This is a genomic window from Bradyrhizobium sp. CCBAU 11361 (genome assembly GCF_028128935.1).
In the GTDB taxonomy this organism is placed as follows: Bacteria; Pseudomonadota; Alphaproteobacteria; order Rhizobiales; family Xanthobacteraceae; genus Bradyrhizobium; species Bradyrhizobium niftali.
Map to the genome: position 1 here is coordinate 231632 of NZ_LBJZ01000200.1, position 24418 is coordinate 256049.

The window sequence follows — 24418 nt, forward strand, 5'->3', positions numbered from 1 at the left end:
GTCACCTCACCAGAAATTCGATGCGGCGGTTCTGCGCCTTGCCGTCGTCGGTGTCGTTGCCGGCGACGGGCTGCGTGCTGCCGTGGCCGACCGCGGCGAAGCGGCTGGCGGGAAGGCCGGCCTTGACCAGATAGTCGATCACCGCCTGCGCGCGCTTCTCCGAGAGAGCCTGGTTGAACGCGTCCTCACCGTCGGCATCGGTGTGCCCGGCGACCTCGATATTGGTGGTGGGACAGCGCAGCGCCGTCTCGATCAGGTGGTCGAGGATCCCCGCAGAGTCCGGATCGATGTCGGCGCGCTTCGTTGCGAAGCGGATCTTGCCCTTGGTCAGGAGCTCGGAGAACAATTGCTGGCAGACAGTGCCGTCGACCGGGCCCGGCGCGGGCTTCACCGTGATTTCCGGCTTGTACTGCCAGTTTTTCGGGAAGTCCTTGCCGAGACCGGCGCGAATGTCGTTGGCAGCGCCTTCATAGAGCGCATCGCCCGACAGCTTCACCTCGCGATCGGACACCACGAGCGTGCCGGTCGACAGCCGCGACAGCGCTCCGAGCGCTGCGACCACGGCGGGGTTGAAGGCGCCGGGCGCGCCGAGGCTGGCCTTGAGATTGTCGACGACCTTCTCGTTGAAGAATTTTCGCGACGCGCTGGTTGCGATCGCCGCATGGACGTTGTTGTCCGGAACATAGCCGGTCAGCGTCACGGTCGCGGCAACCGGGTCCTTGTAGGCCTGGAAGATGTAGGGCGGCGCCTTGATGTCATTGGCGGCGATCGAGAACCCTTCCGGCAAATTCTTCAGCGCAGCCGCGATCGCCTCGCGTCCGCCGAGCTCGCGCGCCATCCCGGACAGATTGACCTTTGTGTCGGAGATCGTGATCTTGCCGTCCTTGAGCTTGCCGATCTGGTCGAGCAGAAGCATCGCGGCGGCCTCGAAACGCGGTGGCGCGCCACGCGCCAGCCCCATCTGATCGGCCACCTCGACGCCGCCGACCTCCTTGCGTGCCACCTCCGTCAGGCGGGCCTTCATCGACGGCAAGGGCGCGGAGCCCGACAGCGTCACCCGCACCACGTCACGTTCGGCGTTCCAGACGAAGGGCTTCGCCTCGGCAACGAGGCGGGTCCGGTCGTCGACCAGGCGCACGCCCGGGACGATCTCCACCGCCATCACGGCGTCACGGCGCCCTTCCTCGGAAAAGGCGTCCGCGGCCAGGCTGACGTCGCGGCCGTCCACCGCGATCCGGGTCTTGTCCAGAACGGTATCCTTGAGCGCCGCCGAGCTGCGGGCAGACAGGTCCGCCTCGACCGGTAAGGTGTTATTCCAGGCCGCAAATCCCCACATGACGGCCAGGGGGATCAGCCCTGGCCACCATTTGCTGGCCCACCTGAAAAGCTTCTGCATTCGACGACCCGAACTCTGGAACCGGAGACAAAACAAACCCTTGGCAGGCTGTCAAACCGGAAATGGCGGCCCTCGCAAGGCCTTTGCGTGGACAATTGGAATAACTTTTTCTTCAAGGGTTCTTCCGTAAGTTGAAAACGGAAGGCCAGAGTCCGCCAGCGGGTCATGAAACAACTTCGTAACAACGTCATCCGCGCCGGGCTGGGAGCACTCTATTTCAGCGGAGCGCACCACCTGTTGCGCCCGCTCCTGTCGGGCGTTGGCGCCATTTTCATGCTGCACCACGTGCGGCCGGCCCGCGAGGCCGCGTTCCAGCCGAACCGGCATCTGGAGGTCACCCCGGATTTCTTGCGCGCGACGCTGCGCCATCTGCGCTCGCGCGACATCGACATCGTCAGCATGGACGAGCTGCATGAGCGGCTGGTGCAGGGCCGGTTCACCCGCCGCTTCGCCGCCTTCACCCTCGACGACGGCTATCGCGATAATCTGGACCATGCGCTGCCGGTGCTGCGCGAATTTGACGCGCCTTTGGCGGTCTATGTCGCCAGCGATTTCGCCGAGGGCACGGGGCGGCTGTGGTGGACGGCGCTGGAAGCCGTGATCGCCGGGGCCGAGCAGATCGACGTAACAATCGGCGATTCCGCGCTCCGGCTCGACGCGACGACGCCTGCCGCGAAACAGGCGGCGTTCGACCGCCTGCACGACTGGCTGCGCGCGCTGCCGGGCGAGCATGATCTCTCGCGCGAGATCGCCGCGCTCTGCGCCAGGCATGGCGTCGACATGGAAGCGCTGTGCCGCACCCTCTGCCTGTCCTGGGACGGGGTGAAGCAGCTGGCCGCAGATCCGCTGGTCACGATCGGCGCGCACACCATCAGCCATTGCAATCTCGCCAGGCAGAGCGAGGAGATCGCCGCGCAGGAGATGGCGGTCAGCCGCACGCGGATCGAGAGGGCGCTGGAGCGTCCCGTGCTGCACTTCGCCTATCCCTATGGCGACCGCGAGGCTGCCGGGATGCGCGAATTTGCGCTGGCCGCATCGGCCGGCTTCAAGAGCGCGGTGACGACGCGACCCGGCATGCTGTTCGCCGAGAACGCCGGCCACATGACCGCGCTGCCGCGCGTCTCGCTCAACGGCAACTACCAGGACGCGCGTATCCTGCCGGTGCTGACCTCGGGCGCCGCGACCGCGATGTGGAACGGCTTCCGCCGGATTGCGGCGGCCTAATTGTCGTCCCGGCCTAGTGCGCAATTGCGCACGGGGGCCGGGACCCATACCGCGTGATTTTTCGATTGCGATCGGTATCAATCCCGAACGACCAGCCTTCGCCAAACCTCTCCCTGTGGTTATGGGTCCCGGCCTCCGCCGGGACGACACCGAGGGGATTGCACCGCTGTCGCGCGACACTCTCATCGTCTTCAGCTCACTTCGCGAGGACGAGGACGCGATTGACTCCCTCCCCCTCTCCGCTCAAAACGTCGCCAAACCAAGGGAGGCACCATGTTCAACGATCTGTTCTCGCTCAAAGGCCGCATCGCACTCGTGACCGGCGGCTCGCGCGGCATCGGCAAGATGATCGCGGCGGGCTTCCTGGCGCAGGGCGCTGCGAAGGTCTACATCACCGCGCGCAAGGCGGGACCGTGCGAGGCGACGGCGAAAGAGCTGTCAGGCCAATATGACGGCGAGTGCATCGCGCTGCCGATCGACATCTCGACCGTCGAAGGCTGCGACAAGCTCGCCGGCGAAATCATCAAGCTGGAGCCGAAGCTCGACATCCTCGTCAACAATGCCGGCGCGGCCTGGGGCGCGGAGTTCGACGAATTCCCAGAAAGCGGCTGGGACAAGGTGATGGACCTCAACGTCAAGTCGCTGTTCTTCCTGACCAAGGCGCTGGCGAAGCCGCTGCGCGCGGCGGCAAGCGCGGAACGTCCGGCCAAGGTCATCAACATCGCCTCGGTCGACGGCATCTTCGTCAATCCGGGCGAGACCTATTCCTACGCCGCCAGCAAGGCCGCCGTGATCCATCTGACGCGGCGCATGGCGACGAAGCTGATCAAGGACAACATCAACGTCACCGCCATCGCGCCCGGCGCGTTCAAGTCCGACATGAACCGGGCCGCGCGCGACCATTCGGACGAGGTCGCCAAGCGCATCCCGGCGCGGCGCATCGGAACCGACGAGGACATGGCAGGGGTCGCGATCTATCTCGCCTCGCGTGCCGGCGATTACGTGGTCGGCAACACCATCGCGGTGGATGGCGGCGTGGTCTACGCCAATGCCGGGCTGGAGATCGCGGGTTAGGCGGCGAGCGTCAGCGCGGCGGTGCGTCATACTCCAATGTCGTCCCGGCGAAGGCCGGGACCCATACCGCGGAATCTATCGATTGCGGTTGGTATGAGTACCGGACAACGAGTCTTCGCCAAACTGCTCCCTGGGGTTATGGGTCCCGGCCTTCGCCGGGACGACACCAGAGTTGTGGCGCGGCCGTCGCGACTCGCGAGCAGCCGTTACGACTCGATCTTCACGTACTCGAAATCGCCGGGCTTGTTGTCGATGCCGACTTTCGGCGGCGAGATCCAGGAGGCGAACTCGCCGGTTTCGGTGACTGGCTGCATCAAGGAGGTGATGAAGTCGCCGTCGGCGGTCGAAGGCAGCCACTCGTCCTTGCGCTTGGCCCAGGTGGCATCGTCGATCAAAATGCCGTCGGGCGTCGCATGGACGTCCTTGAACTCGCCGATGTGGCGGTGGAAGGCGACGTTGGGCAAGGCCAGCTTGAAGTCGTAGCCCGCGGTCGAGATCACCTTGTTCCAGCGCAGCATGCCCTTGACGCAATCCTGGCTGTAATCGTCGCGCAGGCGCATGTTGAGCGCGGTCAGCGCCGGCTCGTCCACCAGCTTGATCTCGCCGTTGATGAACTTGAGCACCGGATAGGTGGCGTTCTTGAGCTGGTGATCGTCCTCGATCTGGGTCTCGTGATAGCGGCCCTTGATGCCGGCGTTGAAGGCGTTGGCCGCGTTGGTCGAGACCTCCGAGCCGAACAGGTCGAGCGACAGCGTATAGTGCAGGTTCAGCTTCTTCTGGATGGTCGGCAGGTCGATCACGCCGAGCGCGCGGACCTTGGCGATGTCGGTGGGATCGGTGATGCCGGCCTCGCGCATCGCATCGCAGGTGCGCTGCACGACACGGGTGATGCCGGTCTCGCCGACGAACATGTGGTGCGCTTCTTCCGTGAGCATGAAGCGGCAGGTGCGCGAGAGCGGATCGAAGCCCGACTGCGCGAGGCTGTGCAGCTGCATCTTGCCGTCGCGGTCGGTGAAGTAGGTGAACATGAAGAAGGACAGCCAGTCCGGCGTCGCCTCGTTGAACGCACCGAGCATGCGCGGCGCGTCCGCATCGCCGGAGCGGCGGCGCAGCAGATCGTCGGCTTCCTCGCGGCCGTCGCGACCGAAATACTTCTGGAGCAGGTAGACCATCGCCCAGAGGTGACGGCCTTCCTCGACATTGACCTGGAACAGGTTGCGCATGTCGTAGAGCGAGGGCGCGGTCTTGCCGAGATGGCGCTGCTGCTCGACCGAGGCCGGCTCGGTGTCGCCCTGGATCACGATCAGGCGGCGCAGCATGGCGCGATGCTCGCCCGGCACTTCCTGCCAGGCCGGCTCGCCATAATGCTCTCCGAAGGGAACGACGCGGTTCTCTTCCTGCGGCGCAAGCAGGATGCCCCAGCGATAGTCGGGCATGCGGACATAGTCGAACTTGGCCCAGCCGCGCGGATCGACGGAGTAGGCGGTGCGCAAATACACCAGCGACTCCTGGAAACCTTCCGGCCCCATGTCGCTCCACCAGTCCATGTAGCCGGGATGCCAGCCTTCCAGCGCCTTCAGCACCTGGCGGTCTTCGGCGAGATTGACGTTGTTGGGAATCTTGGTCGAGTAGTCGACGTTCATGATGTTCATGTTCATGGCCGTGCTTCTCCCTAAACTCTTGTCATATCGAATTTCGGCTTCTGGCCGCTGCCGTAGCGGCGGAGCGCGCCTTCCTCGCCGACCGCGTTCGGGCGCTGGAAGATCCAGTTCTGCCAGGCGGTGAGGCGCGCGAAGATCTTTGATTCCATCGTCTCCGGGCCGACGAAGCGGAGGCTCGCTTCCATGCCGGTGAGGCTGTCGGGCGAGAAGCTGGCGCGCTCCTCCAGAAATACGCGGACCTCGTCATCCCAGTCGATGTCGTCGAGCGCGAAGGTGACGAGGCCAAGCTCCTCGGCCTCCTCGGCGTCCAAGCTGGTGCCGACGGTGGCTTCCGCGCGCTCCAGGTCGGACGGGTCGGCCTGGAAGCGCGACTGCAGCCGCGTCAAACCATGGCTCATCGGATACGGGCCAAAGTTCATCGCCGACAGTTCGATCGACGGCGGCGGCCGGTTGTCGCCCTGGCGGGTGCCGATCAGCATGTAGGAGCGGTCGGCGGCGAAGACGAGCTCGGCGAGCGTGCCGGCAAAGCAGGAGCCGGGCTCGACCAGCGTCACCAGCGTCCGCGAGGTGACGTCGATACGCTTCAGCACGCGCTTCCAGTAATGCCTGATCTCGTTGACCAGCCAGTGCGCCTTGTTGGCGTCGAGGAAGGCGTCGACTGCGAGCACATGGGCGCGGTCGCCGTGGCTCTTGAACACCAGCATGGCGATCTCGAGCTCGTTGATGCGCAGATGCAGGATCGCGTCGTCAAGCTCGCGCGCGACTTGGAGCGGCCAGAACGAAGCGCCCTGCGCCATCATGCCGTCGATGTCGGCGGGCGGAGCTGCCTCCGGCGCCTTGATCGAGATGGTGGCGATACGGGCGGCACGATCGACGTCGACGGTGACGAAGCCGTAGCGCAGGCTGGTCTCGTCGACGATGCGCCTGAGCGGCGTCAGCGCAATGCCCTTGCCGCTGCCGCTGCGCCTCGAGGAAGCTGCGAATTCCTTGACGCGCTCGGCAATCTTGCCTTCCAGCTTGGAGTTCGGCGCGATCTCGTCGACGAGACGCCATTGCACGGCGCGCTTGCCCTTCACGCCTTCCTCGATGGTGCAGAAGAAGTCGGCATGGTCGCGGCGCACCTTGCGCTTGTCGACGACGCGGGTGAGGCCGCCGGTGCCGGGCAGCACCGCGAGCAGCGGCACTTCGGGCAGCGCCACCGAAGACGCACCGTCGTCGGCGAGGATGATGTAGTCGGTCGCGAGCGCGAGCTCATAGCCGCCGCCGGCGGCCGAGCCGTTCACCACGGTGATGAAGCGCTGGCCGGAATTTTCGGACGAATCCTCCATGCCGTTGCGGGTCTCGTTGGTGAACTTGCAGAAGTTGACCTTGTGGGCGTGGGTCGAGCCCGCGAGCATGCGGATGTTGGCGCCGGCGCAGAACACGCGGTTCTTGGCCGAGCGCATCACCACGACCTTCACCTCGGGATGCTCGAAGCGCAGCCGCTGGATCGCATCGGCAAGCTCGATGTCGACGCCGAGGTCGTAGGAATTGAGCTTGAGCAGATAGCCCTCGAACAGGCCGCCATTCTCGTCGACGTCCATGGTCAGGGTCGCGACGTCGCCGTCGACCGCGAGCTTCCAGTGCTTGTAGCGGGACGGTTCGGTCTGGAAATCGATGAATGTCGCGCCGCCTGCGAGGCGCCGATCTTCCCCGGCCATGGGCCACCCTTGAGTTCGTCTTGGTTTAACCGTTAGATGCACAATAGTGCACATTTTGGAGTACGTCTAGTCCTTAACGGTCAAGACATGCACTTTGTTTCATGCGGGCGCCTAGGACCGCACGATGGCGCCGAGCGCGATCCAGTCGGCCTTGGAGAGCTGGGGACGGCCGATCTTGGCCTGGAGCAAGGCCGTCAGCGCCGCAATGGGGAAGCTCTCGACAAAGCCGTCGCCGGCCGCAGCCGTCTTGCGCGCGCTCAGCGCGCGCAGCTCCGCCAGCGCCTCGCCGAACAGCCGTGCCGCCGAATGCGACCTCTGCATGCGCAGCCGCAAATTCGCATTGGCGATGTGGATGCAGGCCCGCAGCAGAATGCGCTCGCGGCCGCCTTGGGGCGCCGCGGCCCACACCGCCTCCAGCACCTCCTGCGCTTCCCAGAAATAGCCGCGGTCGTTGAGCGCGAGCCCGTAGCGCAGCGCCGGATGGCGCGCCGGCACATGGCCGCGAAAGGCCGAGGGCACCAGCGCCTTGGCCATGTCGAGCGTCACGTAGTCGGCATCAAGCCCGGCGGCCTCGCCCGGCACATAGGCCCATTGCGGCCACGGCAATTGGCCGCTCGCATTCGGCGGCGCACTCATGAAAGGTGCGCCTCCGCAACGTCATGCGGCGCGTCCCTGAAGGCCCTGGTCGTCGCGCAGGGCCGCCTTTGCAAATTGCTCGATCGCGTCAAGCGTCGCCCCCGGCGCTTCACGATGCGGGGAATGTCCCGCGCCTGAAATGACTTTCAAATCTACCGGACAATAACACTCTTCCTGCGCGATCTCGACCTGGCGCAGCGTGCCATATTGGTCGTCCACACCTTGCAGGACCATGACAGGTACGCGGATATAGGCGAGGTATTCCGAGATGTCCCAGTCGCGGAATTTCGGATCGAGCCAGGCACCGTTCCAGCCGTAGAAGGCGTTGTCGACGTCCTTGTGCCAGCGCGCGAGCTTGGTCTTGAGATCGGTGGTCTCGAAGGTGGTCTTGATCGCGGCGATGGATTTCACCGAGATGTCCTCGACGATGAAATGCGGCGCGATCAGCACGAGGCCGTTCAGGCGATGATCCTGATGCGCGCCGGCATAGATCGTCGCGATCGAGGCGCCGTCGGAATGGCCGAGCAGGAGGCCACGCTTGAAGCCGATCGCATCGAGCAGTTTCGGCAACACATCGAGCGCCTCGCGCTGCATGTAATCGAGCGGCCGCGGCAGCGCGACCGGGCTCGACTGCCCGTAGCCCGCCCGCGAATAGACGAAGATGCCGGCACCGGTCGCCTCTCGAAGCTTTTCCGGGAAGTCGCCCCAGAGGCCCACCGAGCCGAGGCCTTCATGCAGCATGACGATGGTCGGTGCGTCCGCCGATTGCGGCGCGAGCCATTTGTATTCGAGGCTGGCGTTGCCGATGCTGAGGAAGCCTGTGGGGGTGAGGTTGGTCATGCTGTCGATTCCATTCATTCCGTCATTCCGTACAACTCGCAAAGCGAGTTGATCCGGAATCCCGAGATTGCAGTCTGCGGATCGAGATTCCGGGTTCGCGCTTCGCGCGCCCCGGAATGACGAAGCCAATCAATTCGCCCCTTCCCGCAGCTTGAACCGCTGGATTTTCCCCGTCGCCGTCTTCGGCAGCGAGTCGACCACGTCGATCCAGCGCGGATATTTCCACGGACCGATCTTCTGCTTGACGTGCTCCTTCAGCGTCTCCTGCAAATCCGTCGTCTTCACGCCCGGACGCAGCACGACGAAAGCCTTTGGCTTCAGGAGGCCTTCCGGATCGGCCTCGGGCACGACGGCGGCTTCCAGCACCGCCGGATGCGTGATCAGCGCGCTCTCGACCTCGAACGGCGAAACCCAGATGCCGGAGACCTTGAACATGTCGTCGGCACGGCCGCAGAAGGTGTAGCGGCCCTCGGCATCCCTGACATATTTGTCGCCGGTGCGCGTCCACGGGCCCTCGAAGGTGCGGCGGCTCTTGTGGCGCTGGTTCCAGTAGCCTTCGCCGGCGGAGGGCGCATCGACCAGGAGCTCGCCGACCTCGCCGTCGGCGACGTCCTGCCCGGCCTCGTTGACCAGCCGCACCGCATAGCCCGGCACCGGCTTGCCGGAGGAGCCGTATTTGATGTCGCCGGGCGCGTTCGACAGAAAGATGTGCAAGAGCTCGGTCGAGCCGACGCCGTCGAGAATGTCGACGCCGAAGCGCGCCTTCCAGCTGTTGCCGACGGATTCCGGCAGCGCCTCGCCGGCCGAGGTGCAGATGCGCAAGCTCTTTCCGCCACGCTCGCTCTTCATCGTCTCGTCGTTGAGCATGGCCGCGAACAAGGTCGGCACGCCGTAGAAGATCGACGGGTTGTAGCGGTTCATCAGGTCGAACATGCGTGCGGGCGTCGGACGCTCGCTGTTCAGCACCACGGTGGCGCCGACCGACATCGGGAAGGTCAGCGCATTGCCGAGACCGTAGGCGAAGAACAGCTTTGCCGCGGAGAGACAGACGTCGCTCTCGCGAATGCCGAGCACCTGCTTTGCGTAGGTGTCGGCGGTGGCCTGCAGGTTCGAATGCAGATGGCGCACGCCCTTGGGCATGCCGGTCGAGCCGGACGAATAGAGCCAGAACGCCGGCTCGTCCGGATGCGTCGCGGCGGTGGTGAACTGATCGCTCTCGCCCGCGAGCTCCTCGGCGAGTTGCTTGTGGCCGTTCTGCTTGGCGCCGGAGACCACGACATGCTCGAGATCGGGCATGCGGCCGACGACGTCCTTGATGACGGGATAGAGCGCTTCGGAGACGAACAGCACGCGGGCACGGCAGTCGGCGAGGATGTAGGCGTATTGATCCGCGGTCAGCAGCGTGTTGAGCGGCACCGGCACGATGCCGGCGCGGATCGCGCCCAGGAACACGATCGGGAAATCGACCGTATCGAGCATGATCATCGCCACGCGCTCCTCGCGGCGGACGCCGAGACGGCGCAGCATGTTGGCGGCGCGGCGGCTTTCGCGCTGGAGCTCGCCATAGGTGAGCCGCGAGACGGTGTCGTCGAAGGCGAGCTTGTTGCCACGCCCCTCTTCGACGTTACGGTCGAGCAGCCAGGTCACCGCGTTATAGGATCCCTCGCTCACGGACTTCTCCCCCGGATTTAGAATTATAATTCATAGAAAGACACCGCGGCGGCTTGCTGTCAATGCTAGCAGGCATTATGTTTCATTAAAACGCGCCGCAGGACATCCGCAAAAGAAGGCTCATGACCGACAGTCCCGACGCCGAATCCCGATTTCTCGAACAGCTCGGCCAGCGCGTGCGCACCATGCGCGCACTGCGCGGCATGTCGCGAAAAGTGCTCGCCAAGGTATCAGGAATCTCGGAGCGCTACATCGCGCAGCTCGAAAGCGGCAAGGGCAATGTCTCGATCGTGCTGCTCCGCCGTGTCTCCGACGCGATGGGCGCGCATCTCGAAGATCTGCTCCCCAGCGCCGATCCGACGCCGGACTGGCAGATGTTTCGCGACCTGCTGCGCAAGGCGACGCCGGCGCAGATCGCGCAGGCCAAGGACCTGCTCGCCGGAGGCAGCGCATCGGCGCCGCGCCGCGCGCCATTCTGCGGCATCGCGCTGATCGGCCTGCGCGGCGCCGGCAAATCCACGCTCGGCAGGATGCTGGCGAAGAAGGTCGGCTGGAGCTTCGTCGAGCTCAACAAGGAGGTCGAGCAGCAGAACGGCCTCTCGGTCGCCGAGATCATCGCGCTGTACGGCCAGGAAGGCTTTCGTCGCATGGAGCAGGCGGCGCTACAGCAGCTGCTCGCGCGCAACGAGCTGATGGTGCTGGCGACCGGCGGCGGCATCGTCTCGGAGCCCCTGACCTTCGACCAGATCCTGTCGTCGTTCTACACGATCTGGCTGAAGGCCGAGCCCGAGGAGCACATGGCCCGTGTCCGCCGCCAGGGCGATCTGCGGCCGATGGCTGACGATCGTTCCGCCATGACGGAGTTGCGCAACATTTTGCGCAGCCGCGAGCCGTTGTATGCGCGTGCGACGGCGGTGGTGGATACTGCAGGGCTCTCCGTCGATGCCGCCGCCGCGCGCCTGATCGACGCGGTGCGCCCGGTGCTGCAGAACGAAGCGCGCAGTTTTGGTCTGCGCAGCGTGGCGCTGTAACCCCCGCCGTCGTCCCGGCGAAGGCCGGGACCCATACCGCGTGATCTATCAGTTGCGATCGGTAGAAGTACCGAACGACGAGTCTTCGCCAAAATCCTCCCTGTGGTTATGGATCCCGGATCTGCGCGCGCTTGAGGGCGCGCTTGTCCGCGACGACAGCGAGGATTTTGCGCGACTTCCGACAACACTATATATCAACGCTCCACAGCGAATCCTTGGACAAGACATGACCGATAGCGACGTCGCAATTTCCATGTTCGAGCGGATCGGCGGCAGTGCCACGATCGACCTTCTGGTCGAGCGTTTCTATCAGCGGATGGATACTTTGCCGGAGGCGCAAGTCATCCGCGCCATGCACGCAGCCGATCTCGGCCTGATCAGGGACGTGCTGAAGCGCTATCTCACCGAATGGACCGGCGGGCCAAGACTCTATTCCGTCGAGAAAGGCCATCCGCGGTTGCGCCAGCGGCATATCGGCTTTGCCATCGGCGATGCCGAACGCGATGCGTGGCTCACCTGCATGCGCGGCGCGCTGGAGGAGACGGTCGCGGACGCTGCCGCGCGGCAGGACCTCGACAAGGCGCTGTCCGGCCTCGCCGACTGGATGCGCAACCGTTAGCCACCCTACAGGCAAGGCGGGGCGCGCCCTGCACTTGGAGGGGCACCATTGCGGCGCTATGCTGCGCGCGATGGACGCTGCCGCAAACCCCGATGTCATCCGTCGGCCCGCCTCGCCGCGCCTCGCGCGGCTGGTCTCCAGCATCTCGTTCTATCGCGAGCGCGGCGTCGGGCTGGCCGGCTTCCGGCACGCGGCGCCGCTTGCGCTGCCTCTTCTCGTGAATTTGGGGACACCCTTCCGCATTGCACTTGGGCGCGAACCGGATGTTGCCGACGCTCAGCCGAGTTTCGCCGCAGGCCTCTTTCCCGGACCGGTCCTCATCGAATCCGATGGCCGCGCCGAATGCGTTCAGGTCGATTTCACCCCGCTTGGAGCGTATCGCTTCTTCGGAGGAGCGGTGCCGGATCTGACCGCGCGCATGGTCGGCCTGGACGACATTCTAGGACGGGATGGCGAGAACCTCCGCGCCAGGGTTGCCGAGGCGGTCGGATGGCGGCGACGATTTGAGATCGTGGAAGACTTCGTGCTTCGTCGCGCTGTGCATGAGCCCTCGCCGGCGATCGCCTTCGCCCTCGATACGCTCTGGCGACGGGCCGGCGCGGTCCGGATCACCCAGCTCGCCTCCGACATTGGCTGGAGCCGCAAGCATCTCACGCGCCGCTTCCACAACGAGATCGGCGTGCCGCCGAAGACAATGGCCCAGATGCTGCGCTTTCATCGGGCTTGCTCACTGGCCCGCACGGACGGGACCGGCGGCTGGGCAGCCGTCGCGGCAGACGCCGGCTATGCCGACCAGGCGCATCTTGCCCGCGACTTCCGGATATTGAGCGGCGAGACGCCGACCGGATGGGCCGCGCGGCTCGATTTTGCGGATCCACGCCTGATGCGGGACGGCGGCGGGTAGCGCCTGGTCCCATTTGTTCAAGCCCGGCTGGCGCGATCCGAACTAGGGTCGGCGTCGCAATCGACCTGGAGAGTTTCATGAACCCGCAGAATGGCTATGAAGCGCCGCGCCTGTACCACACCATGCGCTGCAAGGACGCGGAGGCGATGATCGCTTGGCTGAAGAACGTCCTCGGTTTCGCCGAACGCGTGGTCTATCGCAAAGACGGTACGGTCGTTCACGCCGAATTGGCATTTGGATCATCGATCCTCATGCTCGGCGCGCATCGCGATGATGCGTACGCAAAGCGGGTCGGCGACATCGGCGGCCGCCGGACGGATGCCATTTATCTGGCTGTCGATGATCCCGACGCACTCTATGAGAAGGTGAAGGCGTCCGGTGCGACGATCGAGATGGAGCCCTACGATACCGACTATGGCAGCCGCGATTTCGCGGCGCGCGATTCCGAGGGCGGCCTCTGGAGCTTTGGAACCTATTGGCCCAAGGCCGGCGAAGAGCCGCTGCCGGGATAGGCCAGGCGGTCGCTTCGGATACCGCTCGGCAGGCGCGGCAAGCTCGATCGAGCCCGCAAGCGCGGTGCGGCTGCGAACCCGTCCTGCTCGCTAGACCGACCAATAGTTCGGATGCGGGTAGGGCCGCGAGCGGTCGCCCCAGTCGAACTCGTCGCCATCGATTTCGCAGGGGCCGCTGCTCAATTGCTCCGACGACAGTTCGACCTGGAAGGCCTGACGGCCGCGATCGTATTTCAGCGCGCTCCACTGCACCGGATAATGGTGATGGGTACCGAGCAGCCCGCCGGTCTTGATCACGGCATAGGTGACCATTCCGCTGACCTTGTCGAGCATCAGTCGCTCGATCGTGCCGAGCTTCGTGCCGTCGCGCCCGTAGACGGCGACGTGCTCCACGCGATCACTGGGAACCATGGTATGTTGCATGGCATCCTCCCTGTTCTCTTGTGCCGCACATTATAGCACGGGCGGCGGAAATGTAGGGTGGGTTAGCGTCAGCGTAACCCACCTCTTTGCGTCCCGCACGCTGATAGAAGCGGTGGGTTACGCCGAGCAGATGCGCTTTGCGCATCTGCAGGGCTAACCCACCCTACGCAGCCGTGGCTACAGCAACCGCGAGCGCACCGCTTCGGCGCCCTCGCGCAGCAGCGGCAGGAAGCGGTCGATCAGCTCCTGTGCCGGCACGCGGTCGACATGGGCGCCCATGTTGATGGCTGCGACGATCACGTCGTCGTAGCGGCGGACGGGGACGGAGATCGAGCGGAAATGCGGCTCGGCCTCGCGGTCGACCAGCGAGTAGCCCTGCGCGCGGTCGGCGGCGATACGCGTGAGCAGCGCCCCGGGATCGGTCACCGTCTGCGGCGTTAGCGCCTCACGCTTCGTCGCCTTCAACCGTGCGGCAAGTTCGGCATCGTCGAGCTGGCCGAGCATGGCACGGCCGACCGAGGTGCAGAAGGCCGGCAGGCGGTAGCCAATTTCGAGCCCGCCGGAGAACATCCGCGCCGGACTGCTGCGCGCGACGAACACGACGTCGTCGCCGTCGAGCACCGCGAGCGAGGAAATTTCGTTTGCCGCCGTCGCGACGCGATCGAGCACCGGTTGCAGGACCGTGACGAGCTGATTGGATCGCAGATAAGACGCCGCCAGCGTCAGCACGTGCGGCGTCAGCGAGAACAGCTTGCCGTCGCCAGAAACGAAGCCGCCACGCTGGAGCGTGAACAGCATGCGTCGCGCGGTCGCGCGCGGCAGGTCCGCGGCGCGGGCGAGATCACTCAAGGTCATCGGGCCGACCGTCGCGCCGAAGCACTGAAGCAGGCGCAGGCCGCGATCGAGGCTTTCGACGAAATCCGTCGCGCGCTCGTCGCTCTCGCTTCGCTTCAGCTTGGGCATGGCGCCGGGACTTTCCTGCAAAATAGTGCTTGCTGCCGATCCAAGGCATGTCATAATTCGCCCATTCGTTCAATAGGCGAACAAACGCCACTCCGAGATAAGGGATGCACTCGCCATGATGAGCCAGGAGCAGAACGACCTGATCACCCGCACCGGGCCGAAGGACCCCTGCGGAAAGCTGATGCGGAGCTACTGGCAACCGGCGGCGCTGGTCGACGAGCTGGAAGGCGCGCGGCCGATCCGCCCGGTCAAACTGCTCGGCGAAAACCTGGTGCTGTTCCGCGACGACGCCGGACGCTATGGCCTGATCGATCGCCACTGCGCGCATCGCGGCGCCGACCTCGCCTTCGGACGGCTCGAGCATGGCGGCCTACGCTGCGCCTTCCATGGCTGGCTGTTCGACGCCACCGGCCAGTGCATTGAGACCCCGGCCGAGCCGAAGGATTCGAAGCTCTGCCAGAACATCCGCCAGCGCTCCTATCCGGTGGTGGAGAAGAGCGGCATCCTCTGGGCCTATCTCGGCGAGGGTGAGCCGCCTGCATTTCCGGAGATCGATTGCTTCGTCGCACCCGGCACGCATACGTTTGCGTTCAAGGGCCACATGGCCTGCAACTGGCTCCAGGCGCTCGAGGTCGGCATCGATCCCGCGCACGCCTCCTACCTGCATCGTTTCTTCGAGGACGAGGACACCTCCACCGCCTACGGCAAGCAGTTCCGCGGCGCCTCCGCGGGCAGCGACCTGCCGATGACGAAGATCCTGCGCGAATACGACCGTCCGATCATCAATGTCGAGCACACCGAATATGGCCTGCGGCTGATCGCGCTGCGCGAGATCGACGAGGAGCGCACCCATGTGCGCGTCACCAACCAGTTGTTCCCGCACGGCTTCGTCATCCCCATGAGCACGGAGATGACGATCACGCAGTGGCACGTGCCGGTCGACGACGAGAACTGCTACTGGTACGCGATCTTCACCAGCTACACCAACCCTGTCGACAAGAAGAAGATGCGCGACCAGCGGCTCGAGCTCTATGAGCTGCCCGACTACAAATCGCGCAAGAACCGCAGCAACGATTACGGCTTCGATCCGCACGAGCAGCAGACGGCGACCTATACCGGCATGGGCAACGACATCAACGTCCACGACCAGTGGGCGGTGGAGTCGATGGGCGCGATCCAGGACCGCACCAAGGAGCATCTCGGCCAGAGCGACAAGGCGATCGTGCAATACCGCCGCCTGCTGCGGCAGGAGATCGAGAAGGTCGGCGGCGGCGAGAGGCCGATGCTGTTCTTGGACGAGGCCAATGCGCGCAGCATCCAGGGACCGGCCACCATGGACGGCATCGGGCCGACGCGGGGCTGGGAGACCTACTGGATGGAGGTCGACGTCAAGCGCCGCCGCGGCGCGCCCTGGACCGCGCCGGTGCCAAAGGAGATCGCGGACAACGTGCATCGGCTGACGGCGGCGGAGTGATTTTTAGGGCATCGTCATTCCGGGGCGATGCGATAGCATCGAACCCGGAATCTCGAGGTTCCGGGTCTGGTCCTTCGGACCATCCCGGAAAGACAGCTATCGGGGAGCAATAGCAGTGACCTTCGTCGCGCGTCATGCGCTGTGGTCGGATGAGCAGAGGGACGCGGCGACGCGCATGCGGCGCATCGTCGAGGAGAAAAACCTCGAAGTCATCCGCCTCGCCTTCCCGGACCAGCACGGTATCCTGCGCGGCAAGACCATCATCGCCGCCGAGGCGATCGCCGCGCTGGAGAGCGGCTGCTCCATCACCACGACCATGCTGGCGAAAGACACCTCGCACCGCACGGTGTTTCCGGTGTTCACGTCAGGCGGCGGCTTCGGCATGAAGGAGATGGAGGGTGCGGCCGACGTGCTGATGGTCGCCGATCCCACCACGTTCCGCGTGCTGCCATGGGCGCCGACGACCGGCTGGGTGCTGTGCGACCTCTATTTCAATGACGGCCGCCCGGTGCCGTTCGCAACGCGCGGGCTTTATCGCAAGGTGCTCGATGATCTCGCTGGACGCGGCCACGATTTCGTCGCCGGGCTCGAGGTCGAATTCCACATCTTCAAGCTCGACGATCCGCATATGCGTGCGGAGGACGCCGGCCAGCCCGGGACGCCGCCCTCGGTGAGCCTGCTCAGCCACGGCTACCAGTATCTCACCGAGCAGCGCTTCGATCAGATGGAGCCGGTGCTGGAGATCCTGCGCCGCGACGTCGTCGCACTCGGGCTACCCTTGCGCTCGGTCGAGGTCGAGTTCGGGCCAAGCCAGTGCGAATTCACTTTCGCGCCGAGGACGGGGCTGGAGCCCGCCGACAACATGGTGCTGTTCCGCTCCGCGGTGAAGCAGATCGCCCGCCGCCACGGCTATCACGCCACCTTCATGTGCCGACCGAAACTGCCGAACCTGTTCGCGAGCGGCTGGCATCTGCACCAGTCGATCGTCTCGCGCACGAGCGGCGAGAACCAGTTCACGGCCAAGGAAGCGGTCAAGGCAGGCGGCGAGCCGCTCAGCGCGTTCGGCCGCGCCTATCTTGCCGGCCTGCTCGACCACGCTCGCGCGTCCACCGTGTTCACCACCCCGACCATCAACGGCTACAAGCGCTACCGCTCCTATTCGCTGGCCCCTGACCGCGCGATCTGGGGCCGCGACAATCGCGGCGTGATGATCCGCGTGCTCGGGGCTGCCGGCGATGCCGCCACGCGCCTCGAGAACCGCATCGGCGAGCCCGCCGCCAATCCCTATCTCTACATGGCCTCGCAAATCCTCTCTGGTCTCGACGGCGTCGACCGCAAGCTCGATCCGGGCCCGTCGGCCGACACGCCCTACGAGACCAAGGCGCCGCTGCTGCCGAAGTCGCTGCGCGACGCGGTTGCCGCGCTGAAGGACGATCCGTTCTTCCGCGAGAAGCTGGGCGCCGAGTTCGTCGACTACTACACCCACATCAAGAACGCCGAGATCGATCGCTTCCTCGCCGAGGTCACCGACTGGGAGCATCGGGAATATTTCGAGGTGTTCTGACACCCCTCGACGGGCAGGCCGGGCGAGCGCCATAGCGCACGCCTCACGCCCCTGTGAGGCGACTTCGTCCCGCCTGTTCCGACGACATCTCATCCCCATCCGACGAAGCCATTTTCCTTCCCCCTCGAAAACCGCCGGAAAGACACGGGGTCTAGAGTTCTGGACCATGATCAACAATGGAGTTCGGTCATGTTGGCTCAATTGTTCAGTCTGATCTATCGCTTGTCCTGCCGGGCCACCCTGATCGAAATCGGCACGCACCACCTCGCGCGTTAGTCGCAGGCGCGTGCGAATTGGGTAAGATGGATTGACCTGATCACGGGGATTTCCATGCGCAAGCTGATCCTGATCGCGGCAATGTCGCTGCTCGCAACCGAGACGTATGCCGGCGGTTCGCGGAGCCTGAGCCTGACGGCGACCAATTCCAGCCAGCAGGCGACCGAGCAGCCGGCCGCGACGGCAACTGCCGCGCCACAGACGACGCCGGCCCCAGCGGCAGCGCAGACGCCGAGTGTGCAGACGGCGACGACTACCCCGACATCAGCGCCGCCAGCCGCAATCACGGCAACGACACCGCCGACGGCAGCCGCGCCGGTCGCGACCGCCCCGGTTGCGACAACACCCACTCGGCCCACCGCCACACCGGTGGTCGCCACGACCGAGACGGCGAAGCCAAAGCGCCGCCAGCCGCCCACCGAGGCGCGCGTGATCCGCGAGCTGCATCGGCACGGGATTTTGGTGAAGCGCAGCGCTCTCCCCAACGTCGTCCTGGCGAAAGCCAGGACCCATTACCCCAGGGAAGAGTTTGGCGAAGAGCGGTCGCCCGGTACTGATACAGACCACACCCGATAGATTCCGCGGTATGGGTCCTGGCTTTCGCCAGGACGACACCGAGTGAGCGGCGCCTGCGTCCCGCCCCTCACCTCAACGCGCCGCTAAATTCCCAGATACTTGTGCTGCAGATCCGGCTCGGCCATCAGCTCGTGCGACGTGCCGCTCCACACCGTCTTGCCGCGCTCGATGATGAAGTGGCGGTCGCAGATGCGGGCGAGGTGGTCGACGTTCTTGTCGACGACCAGGATCGACTGTCCCCGGCTCTTGAGCAGCGACAGGCAATTCCAGATTTCTTCGCGGATCAATGGCGCGAGGCCCTCGGTCGCTTCGTCCAGAATGAGGAGTTTCGGGTTGGTCATCAGCGCGCGGCCGATCGCCAGCATCTGCTGCTCGCCGCCGGAGAGCTGGTTGCCCATGTTGGACGCGCGTTCGGCGAGGCGCGGGAACATCACGTAGATCGAAGCCAGCGTCCAGGGATTGCTGCTGCTGAAGCGGTCGGCGGCGGCCGCAACGAGATTTTCGCGCACGGTGAGGTTCGGGAAGATCTGGCGCCCCTCGGGCACCAGGCCAACGCCGAGTTTTGCAATTCTGTACGACGGCAGCTGCCTGACTTCAGCACCCGCAAAGCGGATCGCACCCGCGCGCGCCGGTGTCAGGCCCATGATGGAGCGGATGGTCGTGGTCTTGCCCATGCCGTTGCGGCCCATCAGCGAGACCATCTCGCCCGGCTTGATCGACAGCGACAGGCCGAACAGCACTTGGCTGAGGCCGTAGCAGGTCTCGATGCCGTCGACGTCGAGCAGCGTGTCAGCCATGGTGCGTCACCACATGCTGGTCGCCGAGATAGGCGCGCTTGACGTCATCGTTGGCGCGGATCGCAGCCGGATCGCCCGAGGCGATGACGCGGCCATAGACCAGCACCGAGATGCGGTCGGCCAGCGCGAACACCGCCGGCATGTCGTGCTCGACCAGCACGATCGAGACTTCTTTCCGCAGCTCCTGGAGCAATTGCACCATGCGCTGGGACTCAGTGACGCCGAGACCCGCCATCGGCTCGTCCAGCAGCAGCAGCTTCGGCTTGCTCGCGAGCGCGACGGCAAGCTCGATCTGGCGGCGCTCGCCATGGCTAAGCCTCGACACCACGACGTCGGCGCGGTGCAACAGGCCGACGCGGTCGAGCGCGGCATGGGCGGCGTCGCGCAGGCCCTTTTCCTTGCGCGCATCGGCAAAGAAGCGGAACGAGGTGCCGGCATGGGCCTGCGCCGCCAGCGCGACATTGTCGGCGGCGGTGAAGTCGAGCAGCAGCGAGGTGATCTGGAACGACCGCGCCAGCCCCAGCGCGCAGCGGCGATAGGCCGGCAGGTAGGTTATGTCGCGCCCCGCCAGCGAAACGCTGCCGGAATGCGGCTCGAGATGCCCGGTGAGCTGGCTGATCAGCGTGGTCTTGCCGGCACCGTTCGGGCCGATGATGGCGTGCAGCTCACCGCTAGCTACGTCGAGCGAGACGTTGTCCGTCGCGATGATGCCGCCGAAGCGGCGCACCAGCTTCTCGACGCGGAGCAAGGGTTCAGCCACGGCCAGCCCTCCCGAGCACGCCCATGATGCCGCCGCGCCCGAACAGCACGATCAGCAGCAGCAGCGGTCCCATGATCAGCGCCCAGTATTCGGTGATCTGCGACAGGAATTCTTCTAGCAGCAGGAACACCACGGCGCCCATGACCGGACCGAACAGCGTACCCATGCCGCCGAGGATCACCATCACCATGAGGTCGCCTGACCGCGTCCAGTACATCACGGCCGGGCTGATGAAGTCAGTGTTGTTGGCGAGCAGCGCGCCGGCAAGCCCGCACATCATGCCCGAGATGACGAAGCACACCAGCTGATAGCGCTTGGCAGGGAAGCCGATCGCCTGCATGCGCTGCTCGTTGGAGCGCAGGCCCTGCACCACGAGGCCGAAGCGCGAATTGACGATGCGCCAGATCAGGATGAGCACGGCGAACAGGCAGGCGAGGCAGAGATAGTAGAACTGCGTGCGGTTGCCGAGATTGACCAGGCCGGAGAAGTCGCTGCGCTTGTAGACGGTGAGGCCGTCATCGCCGCCGTACCGCGCCAGCCCCGAGGCGACGTAATAGGCCATCTGCGCAAAGGCCAGCGTGATCATGATGAAATAGACGCCGCGGGTGCGCAAGCTGAGCGCGCCGATCACCAGCGCGTAAGTCGCGGAGGCCGCCAGCGCGACCGGAAACTGGATGAAGCCGGAGCCGACGCCTTCCTGCGCGAGCATGCCGACGGCGTAGCCGCCGATGCCGAGATAGGCGGCGTGGCCAAAGCTCATCATGCCGCCAAACCCCATGATGAGGTTGAGGCTCGCGGCGGCCAGCGCCAGGATGACGATGCGGGTGAACAGCGTCAGGATGAAGACGTTGCCGGAGAGCTGCGAATAGAGCGGCAGCAGCACGAGGCCCGCCAGCATCAGGGCCGTGACGGCCTTGCTCACAGTGAAAGCCTTCATCGACGATTGGCCGGAAACAGCCCCTCCGGCCGCACCACCAGCACGATCGCCATCACCAGGTAGATCAGCATGGACGACAGCGCGGGCGCGGCGGTGGAGGCAGCGGCGCCGCTCAGCACCTGCCGCAGCAGGTTGGGCAGGAAGGCGCGGCCAAGCGTGTCGATCATGCCGACGAAGATCGCGGCCAGGAACGCGCCGCGGATCGAGCCGATGCCGCCGATCACGATGATGACGAAGGCGAGGATGAGGATGTTCTCGCCCATGCCGATCTGCACGGTGAGGATCGGCGCCTGCATCAGGCCGGCAAGGCCGGCGAGCGCCGCACCGAGCCCGAACACCAGCGTGTAGAGCAGCTTGATGTTGATGCCGAGCGCGCCGATCATCTCGCGGTTGGAGGCACCGGCCCGGATCAGCATGCCGATGCGGGTGCGCATCACGCCGAGATAGAGCAGAAGCGCGACCAGCAGCGCCACCACGATGATGGCGAGGCGATAGGCGGGATAGTGAATGCCGGGCAGGATCGGCACCGGCACGGTGAGCCAGGCCGGCAGCGGCAGCGCGAGGCCCGCCGGGCCCCAGATCAGCCGCACGGCTTCATTGAAGAACAGGATCAGGCCGAACGTCGCGAGCACGTGGTCGAGATGATCGCGGCCGTAGAGATGCCGCAGCGCCGTCATCTCGAGCACGATGCCGAGCACGAGCGTTGCACCGAGCGCCATCAGCGCACCGAGCAGGAAGCTGCCGGTCCAGGCCGCGAAGGTCGCGGCGAAATAGGCGCCCATCATGTAGAGCGAGCCGTGCGCGAGGTTGACGAGATCCATGATCCCGAACACCAGCGTCAGGCCGGCGGCGAGCAGGAACAGCAGCAGGCCAAACTGCAATCCGTTCAGGAACTGTTCGACGACGAGCAGCATCAAAACTCTTTCAGGCGCACGCAGCGTCGCGCCGATGTTCGAACACAGTCGCCATCAGTGAAAGAGCCCCCCTGCCTCTTCAAGGCCGAAAAATGGGTAATGGCAGTATCGTGCCGAGGCAAGAGCGATTTGACACCAAACATGCACTTTGTTGCATCCCGGCGCAAACGGCCGAAACCTGTCCCGCGATGCAAGAAGGCTGCCGCGCGGCATGGGGCAACCTGCCGCACCCAAACGATCACCCTCCCCGCGGCGGCCGCGGGGAGGGTGCGAAGGCTGTCAGGAATTAAAGCAGGGTGCGTCTAGTGCGACGTCATTTGGTGGGGAAGATCGTCCGGCCCGGCGGGCACGCTGTTTGCCGTCGAGGCCTCCAGTGCTGCCATCCGGAACAGATAGGCGAGCGTCGTCAGTCCGGAGTCGTCCGCCATCTGCGCCAGCTCGAGCGCCATGTCGGACATGTAGCCGAGATTCTCGTCCTTGATTTGCGCCATGATCTGGCTGTCCCGCATCATGTTCGACATTTCAGGCGCTCTTTCGTTGCGCGGCAGCGAGGCCGCAGAGGTTGGCACGGGCGACGGCGTCCAGACGCGGGCCGTCCTGTTGCACGATCGAAGCCATGCCGATGCGATCATGCAGGGCATCGAGCGTCTGGCGACGAATGTCGATGGTGGCCGCCATGGTCCAGGCGTTCTCGACCAGAGCCGGCAGGCCGAGCGGCGTCACGACGAAGCCGGCCTCGTGAAAGCGCGGCAACCACCAGGTTTCCATGATCGCGCTGACCTGCGCGATTCCCTGGCCGAGGCAGAACTCCTGCACCGCCGCCATCAGTTGCAGGTTGAGAGCGCCGTCGCGGCGATCGCGGACGACGAAGTAGCGCGACCATTCCCAGATCAGTGGATCTGAGGGGCAGCCGCGCACCGCCGCCAGGTGCGGGAAGACCTCGCTCATCATCGAGGGCTTGGTCGTCGGGTAGAGCCGGTGACCGCCGACGATGCGCCGGCCCTCCAGCGCAAGCAGATAGACGGTATCCTCGTCGTCATAGGCATCGATCTCGCGGCCATCCGGCCTGCGCAGCGCCTCCCAATGGCGCTCCTCGACAAAGATCTCATGGCGCAGCCGGAAGTGCTGCTCGATTACATCTTCGTATAAGTGGCGATTGACCGCAGAAATTGCATGAATCATGAAAACCCCCATTCAGCCTCAATGGGGGGCACCCTCTGCGAAAAGAGGCAGGTTCGATATTGGGAAATTTCCCAGTACGTCGCTCAGGGATTGATGATCTTGCGGCGAATCGCCAGCGCAACCGCATGCGTACGGTTGACAGCACCGAGCTTGCGCGCAGCGGTTGCAAGATGCTCTTCGGCGGTGCGCTGCGTGATGTGCAGGATCTCGCCGATTTCCCAGGCTGACTTGCCCTGCGAGGCCCAGGCGATCACCTCGCGCTCGCGCGGAGTGAGCCGCGTCGACGGATACGGCGTCGGCTCGAGCAGACGGCGAATGTGGTCGAAGCCATACATCGCCATCAGGTGCAGGGCCGGCTTGCTGCGGGGATTGAGGTCCAGATGCACGCCGCCGAGCGACACCGCGGCTTCATAGCCGGTGAGCCCGTGGATCGGCACGATGAAGCCGCGCGACATGCGAAAATCGCCGGCGCGGTTCATCACCTCGGCCGCGTTCGGCTCGAGCTCGGCATCATAGGGCGCCTCCGACCACTCGAACGGATTGACCGATTGCCGGCACAGCCGCACCACGGGATCGAAGCGGTCGTAATTGTTCTGGGTGTAGAGATTGAACCATCCCGCCGGCCAGCGCTTGGCGAGCACCATCTGCGCAAATCGCTGATCGGGGTTCGGCAATCCCGTCACGATGATGGTTTCGAAGCCGAAACGGCCGAAGGCCGTTTCAAGCGCGTCCATGGCGTCCGGTACCTTGCGATAGGTATCCAGGCCTTCGATGAAGTCGAGCGCTTCCCGGCCATAATCGACGGCGGACATCGATGCGTTTCCTGACCCTCGCCGTCCGCTATAGCACGTATTCGGGGGCTGCCTCAATTCGCTGCTTCCGTAGTTCTCCGGTATCCACCTGCTCCGCAGCTTCAATCTACTTGTGGAAGAAGTGACGTCAAGTTACACCTGTGGCGTACAAAGCTGTGGCGTACAAAGCGGGAAACCCACGATGGACGACGAGAACATCGCCCTCAACAGCGTGCTCGGCCTGGAATTGAACCGCGTGTTTTTCGCCGTCCGTGAAACGGCGAACAAGCAGAAGATCATCGAATTCGCGCGCGAGGTGCTGCAAAGCGAGTGCGCCGAGTTCGCGGACCGCGTGTCGCCCGAAGGGCCGGCGAGCTAGAACGCAGTTGCGGCAGACGCGAGAGCTGCTCGCGCGGATGCGACGTCCTTCCATTTGAACGCGCAGATTTTAGTCGAAACACTCCCACCGCGAAGTTGGCTCTCCCTTCTCCTG

Annotated in this window: 25 protein-coding genes; 10 read left to right on the forward strand and 15 right to left on the reverse strand. The window is 65.0% G+C overall.

The window, feature by feature from the left end; translation table 11 throughout:
* Position 1 precedes the first annotated feature (1 nt).
* Positions 2-1396 carry an OmpA family protein gene (locus XI08_RS44665; RefSeq protein WP_025575556.1) on the reverse strand — a complete coding sequence of 465 codons (1395 nt, stop codon included), beginning with the start codon at positions 1394-1396 and terminating at the stop codon, positions 2-4.
* Positions 1397-1561: 165 nt separating this feature from the next.
* On the opposite strand from XI08_RS44665, the gene XI08_RS44670 reads away from it, so the two are divergent.
* Positions 1562-2620: a polysaccharide deacetylase family protein gene (locus XI08_RS44670; RefSeq protein WP_271579307.1), complete on the forward strand. Its 1059-nt coding sequence runs from the start codon at positions 1562-1564 to the stop codon at positions 2618-2620.
* A 273-nt stretch (positions 2621-2893) separates the two neighbouring features.
* A complete protein-coding gene (locus XI08_RS44675; RefSeq protein WP_027542298.1) occupies positions 2894-3694 on the forward strand; it encodes an SDR family oxidoreductase in 801 nt (266 codons plus the stop codon).
* 206 nt (positions 3695-3900) lie between these two features.
* Here XI08_RS44675 and boxB read toward each other — a convergent pair whose 3' ends face one another.
* The 5 genes from boxB to XI08_RS44700 form a co-directional block, all read right to left on the reverse strand.
* Entirely contained in the window at positions 3901-5352 is a 1452-nt protein-coding gene (gene boxB / locus XI08_RS44680) for a benzoyl-CoA 2,3-epoxidase subunit BoxB (RefSeq protein ID WP_271579308.1), read from the reverse strand.
* Positions 5353-5366: 14 nt separating this feature from the next.
* Positions 5367-7055, reverse strand: coding sequence for a 2,3-epoxybenzoyl-CoA dihydrolase (boxC, locus tag XI08_RS44685; protein WP_271579309.1), 1689 nt, complete (start codon positions 7053-7055; stop codon positions 5367-5369).
* Between the two features lie 111 nt (positions 7056-7166).
* Complete coding sequence (locus XI08_RS44690) at positions 7167-7691, reverse strand: DUF309 domain-containing protein (protein WP_271579310.1); 525 nt, start codon at positions 7689-7691, stop codon at positions 7167-7169.
* Between the two features lie 21 nt (positions 7692-7712).
* Positions 7713-8531, reverse strand: coding sequence for an alpha/beta fold hydrolase (locus XI08_RS44695; protein ID WP_271579311.1), 819 nt, complete (start codon positions 8529-8531; stop codon positions 7713-7715).
* 129 nt (positions 8532-8660) lie between these two features.
* The gene (locus tag XI08_RS44700) at positions 8661-10202 is read right to left on the reverse strand and encodes a benzoate-CoA ligase family protein (RefSeq protein ID WP_271579312.1); all 1542 of its coding nucleotides are present in this window, start codon (positions 10200-10202) and stop codon (positions 8661-8663) included.
* Between the two features lie 104 nt (positions 10203-10306).
* Here XI08_RS44700 and XI08_RS44705 point away from each other — a divergent pair, with 104 nt between their 5' ends.
* The 4 genes from XI08_RS44705 to XI08_RS44720 all read left to right on the forward strand — a co-directional run bounded on the left by XI08_RS44705 (position 10307) and on the right by XI08_RS44720 (position 13268).
* Positions 10307-11233: a helix-turn-helix transcriptional regulator gene (locus XI08_RS44705; protein WP_271579499.1), complete on the forward strand. Its 927-nt coding sequence runs from the start codon at positions 10307-10309 to the stop codon at positions 11231-11233.
* Between the two features lie 226 nt (positions 11234-11459).
* Positions 11460-11852 carry a group II truncated hemoglobin gene (locus tag XI08_RS44710; protein WP_271579313.1) on the forward strand — a complete coding sequence of 131 codons (393 nt, stop codon included), beginning with the start codon at positions 11460-11462 and terminating at the stop codon, positions 11850-11852.
* Between the two features lie 70 nt (positions 11853-11922).
* Complete coding sequence (locus tag XI08_RS44715; RefSeq protein WP_271579314.1) at positions 11923-12756, forward strand: helix-turn-helix domain-containing protein; 834 nt, start codon at positions 11923-11925, stop codon at positions 12754-12756.
* Positions 12757-12833: 77 nt separating this feature from the next.
* Entirely contained in the window at positions 12834-13268 is a 435-nt protein-coding gene (locus tag XI08_RS44720; RefSeq protein WP_271579315.1) for a VOC family protein, read from the forward strand.
* Between the two features lie 90 nt (positions 13269-13358).
* Here the strand turns inward: XI08_RS44720 and XI08_RS44725 are convergent, their stop codons facing one another.
* The gene (locus tag XI08_RS44725) at positions 13359-13691 is read right to left on the reverse strand and encodes a PRC-barrel domain-containing protein (RefSeq protein WP_092186346.1); all 333 of its coding nucleotides are present in this window, start codon (positions 13689-13691) and stop codon (positions 13359-13361) included.
* A gap of 177 nt (positions 13692-13868) precedes the next feature.
* On the reverse strand, positions 13869-14654 hold the full coding sequence (locus XI08_RS44730; RefSeq protein ID WP_271579316.1) for an IclR family transcriptional regulator domain-containing protein: 786 nt from the start codon (positions 14652-14654) through the stop codon (positions 13869-13871).
* Positions 14655-14769: 115 nt separating this feature from the next.
* Here XI08_RS44730 and XI08_RS44735 point away from each other — a divergent pair, with 115 nt between their 5' ends.
* The 3 genes from XI08_RS44735 (at position 14770) to XI08_RS44745 (ending at position 18544) form a co-directional block, all read left to right on the forward strand.
* Positions 14770-16128 carry an aromatic ring-hydroxylating dioxygenase subunit alpha gene (locus XI08_RS44735; RefSeq protein ID WP_271579317.1) on the forward strand — a complete coding sequence of 453 codons (1359 nt, stop codon included), beginning with the start codon at positions 14770-14772 and terminating at the stop codon, positions 16126-16128.
* A 115-nt stretch (positions 16129-16243) separates the two neighbouring features.
* Complete coding sequence (locus XI08_RS44740) at positions 16244-17692, forward strand: glutamine synthetase family protein (protein ID WP_271579318.1); 1449 nt, start codon at positions 16244-16246, stop codon at positions 17690-17692.
* Positions 17693-18022: 330 nt separating this feature from the next.
* The gene (locus XI08_RS44745) at positions 18023-18544 is read left to right on the forward strand and encodes a hypothetical protein (RefSeq protein ID WP_271579319.1); all 522 of its coding nucleotides are present in this window, start codon (positions 18023-18025) and stop codon (positions 18542-18544) included.
* Positions 18545-18627: 83 nt separating this feature from the next.
* Here the strand turns inward: XI08_RS44745 and XI08_RS44750 are convergent, their stop codons facing one another.
* The 7 genes from XI08_RS44750 to XI08_RS44780 form a co-directional block, all read right to left on the reverse strand.
* Entirely contained in the window at positions 18628-19341 is a 714-nt protein-coding gene (locus XI08_RS44750; RefSeq protein ID WP_025575580.1) for an ABC transporter ATP-binding protein, read from the reverse strand.
* The gene (locus tag XI08_RS44755; protein ID WP_271579320.1) at positions 19334-20101 is read right to left on the reverse strand and encodes an ABC transporter ATP-binding protein; all 768 of its coding nucleotides are present in this window, start codon (positions 20099-20101) and stop codon (positions 19334-19336) included. The genes XI08_RS44750 and XI08_RS44755 overlap by 8 nt, the downstream gene beginning before the upstream one ends.
* On the reverse strand, positions 20094-21038 hold the full coding sequence (locus tag XI08_RS44760) for a branched-chain amino acid ABC transporter permease (RefSeq protein WP_027542282.1): 945 nt from the start codon (positions 21036-21038) through the stop codon (positions 20094-20096). The genes XI08_RS44755 and XI08_RS44760 overlap by 8 nt, the downstream gene beginning before the upstream one ends.
* The gene (locus XI08_RS44765; protein WP_011083884.1) at positions 21035-21952 is read right to left on the reverse strand and encodes a branched-chain amino acid ABC transporter permease; all 918 of its coding nucleotides are present in this window, start codon (positions 21950-21952) and stop codon (positions 21035-21037) included. The genes XI08_RS44760 and XI08_RS44765 overlap by 4 nt, the downstream gene beginning before the upstream one ends.
* 302 nt (positions 21953-22254) lie before the next feature.
* Positions 22255-22473, reverse strand: coding sequence for a hypothetical protein (locus tag XI08_RS44770; RefSeq protein WP_271579321.1), 219 nt, complete (start codon positions 22471-22473; stop codon positions 22255-22257).
* A gap of 1 nt (position 22474) precedes the next feature.
* On the reverse strand, positions 22475-23134 hold the full coding sequence (locus tag XI08_RS44775; RefSeq protein ID WP_271579322.1) for an acyl-homoserine-lactone synthase: 660 nt from the start codon (positions 23132-23134) through the stop codon (positions 22475-22477).
* 83 nt (positions 23135-23217) lie between these two features.
* Positions 23218-23946, reverse strand: a complete 729-nt coding sequence (locus XI08_RS44780) for a helix-turn-helix transcriptional regulator (protein ID WP_271579323.1) — start codon at positions 23944-23946, stop codon at positions 23218-23220.
* 181 nt (positions 23947-24127) lie between these two features.
* Here XI08_RS44780 and XI08_RS44785 point away from each other — a divergent pair, with 181 nt between their 5' ends.
* Complete coding sequence (locus XI08_RS44785) at positions 24128-24304, forward strand: hypothetical protein (RefSeq protein WP_167771068.1); 177 nt, start codon at positions 24128-24130, stop codon at positions 24302-24304.
* Positions 24305-24418: the final 114 nt, after the last annotated feature.

What these genes read in the sequence shown, in the direction of transcription:
- XI08_RS44715 (WP_271579314.1), top strand. Translation starts at nt 11,923, where the DNA reads ATGGACGCTGCCGCAAACCCCGATGTCATCCGTCGGCCCGCCTCGCCG.
- boxC (WP_271579309.1), bottom strand. Translation starts at nt 7,055, where the DNA reads ATGGCCGGGGAAGATCGGCGCCTCGCAGGCGGCGCGACATTCATCGAT.
- XI08_RS44720 (WP_271579315.1), top strand. Translation starts at nt 12,834, where the DNA reads ATGAACCCGCAGAATGGCTATGAAGCGCCGCGCCTGTACCACACCATG.
- XI08_RS44765 (WP_011083884.1), bottom strand. Translation starts at nt 21,952, where the DNA reads ATGCTGCTCGTCGTCGAACAGTTCCTGAACGGATTGCAGTTTGGCCTG.
- XI08_RS44710 (WP_271579313.1), top strand. Translation starts at nt 11,460, where the DNA reads ATGACCGATAGCGACGTCGCAATTTCCATGTTCGAGCGGATCGGCGGC.
- XI08_RS44730 (WP_271579316.1), bottom strand. Translation starts at nt 14,654, where the DNA reads ATGCCCAAGCTGAAGCGAAGCGAGAGCGACGAGCGCGCGACGGATTTC.
- XI08_RS44750 (WP_025575580.1), bottom strand. Translation starts at nt 19,341, where the DNA reads ATGGCTGACACGCTGCTCGACGTCGACGGCATCGAGACCTGCTACGGC.
- boxB (WP_271579308.1), bottom strand. Translation starts at nt 5,352, where the DNA reads ATGAACATGAACATCATGAACGTCGACTACTCGACCAAGATTCCCAAC.
- XI08_RS44770 (WP_271579321.1), bottom strand. Translation starts at nt 22,473, where the DNA reads ATGTCGAACATGATGCGGGACAGCCAGATCATGGCGCAAATCAAGGAC.
- XI08_RS44760 (WP_027542282.1), bottom strand. Translation starts at nt 21,038, where the DNA reads ATGAAGGCTTTCACTGTGAGCAAGGCCGTCACGGCCCTGATGCTGGCG.
- XI08_RS44735 (WP_271579317.1), top strand. Translation starts at nt 14,770, where the DNA reads ATGATGAGCCAGGAGCAGAACGACCTGATCACCCGCACCGGGCCGAAG.
- XI08_RS44665 (WP_025575556.1), bottom strand. Translation starts at nt 1,396, where the DNA reads ATGCAGAAGCTTTTCAGGTGGGCCAGCAAATGGTGGCCAGGGCTGATC.
- XI08_RS44695 (WP_271579311.1), bottom strand. Translation starts at nt 8,531, where the DNA reads ATGACCAACCTCACCCCCACAGGCTTCCTCAGCATCGGCAACGCCAGC.
- XI08_RS44690 (WP_271579310.1), bottom strand. Translation starts at nt 7,691, where the DNA reads ATGAGTGCGCCGCCGAATGCGAGCGGCCAATTGCCGTGGCCGCAATGG.
- XI08_RS44775 (WP_271579322.1), bottom strand. Translation starts at nt 23,134, where the DNA reads ATGATTCATGCAATTTCTGCGGTCAATCGCCACTTATACGAAGATGTA.
- XI08_RS44670 (WP_271579307.1), top strand. Translation starts at nt 1,562, where the DNA reads ATGAAACAACTTCGTAACAACGTCATCCGCGCCGGGCTGGGAGCACTC.
- XI08_RS44675 (WP_027542298.1), top strand. Translation starts at nt 2,894, where the DNA reads ATGTTCAACGATCTGTTCTCGCTCAAAGGCCGCATCGCACTCGTGACC.
- XI08_RS44725 (WP_092186346.1), bottom strand. Translation starts at nt 13,691, where the DNA reads ATGCAACATACCATGGTTCCCAGTGATCGCGTGGAGCACGTCGCCGTC.
- XI08_RS44785 (WP_167771068.1), top strand. Translation starts at nt 24,128, where the DNA reads ATGGACGACGAGAACATCGCCCTCAACAGCGTGCTCGGCCTGGAATTG.
- XI08_RS44745 (WP_271579319.1), top strand. Translation starts at nt 18,023, where the DNA reads ATGCGCAAGCTGATCCTGATCGCGGCAATGTCGCTGCTCGCAACCGAG.
- XI08_RS44780 (WP_271579323.1), bottom strand. Translation starts at nt 23,946, where the DNA reads ATGTCCGCCGTCGATTATGGCCGGGAAGCGCTCGACTTCATCGAAGGC.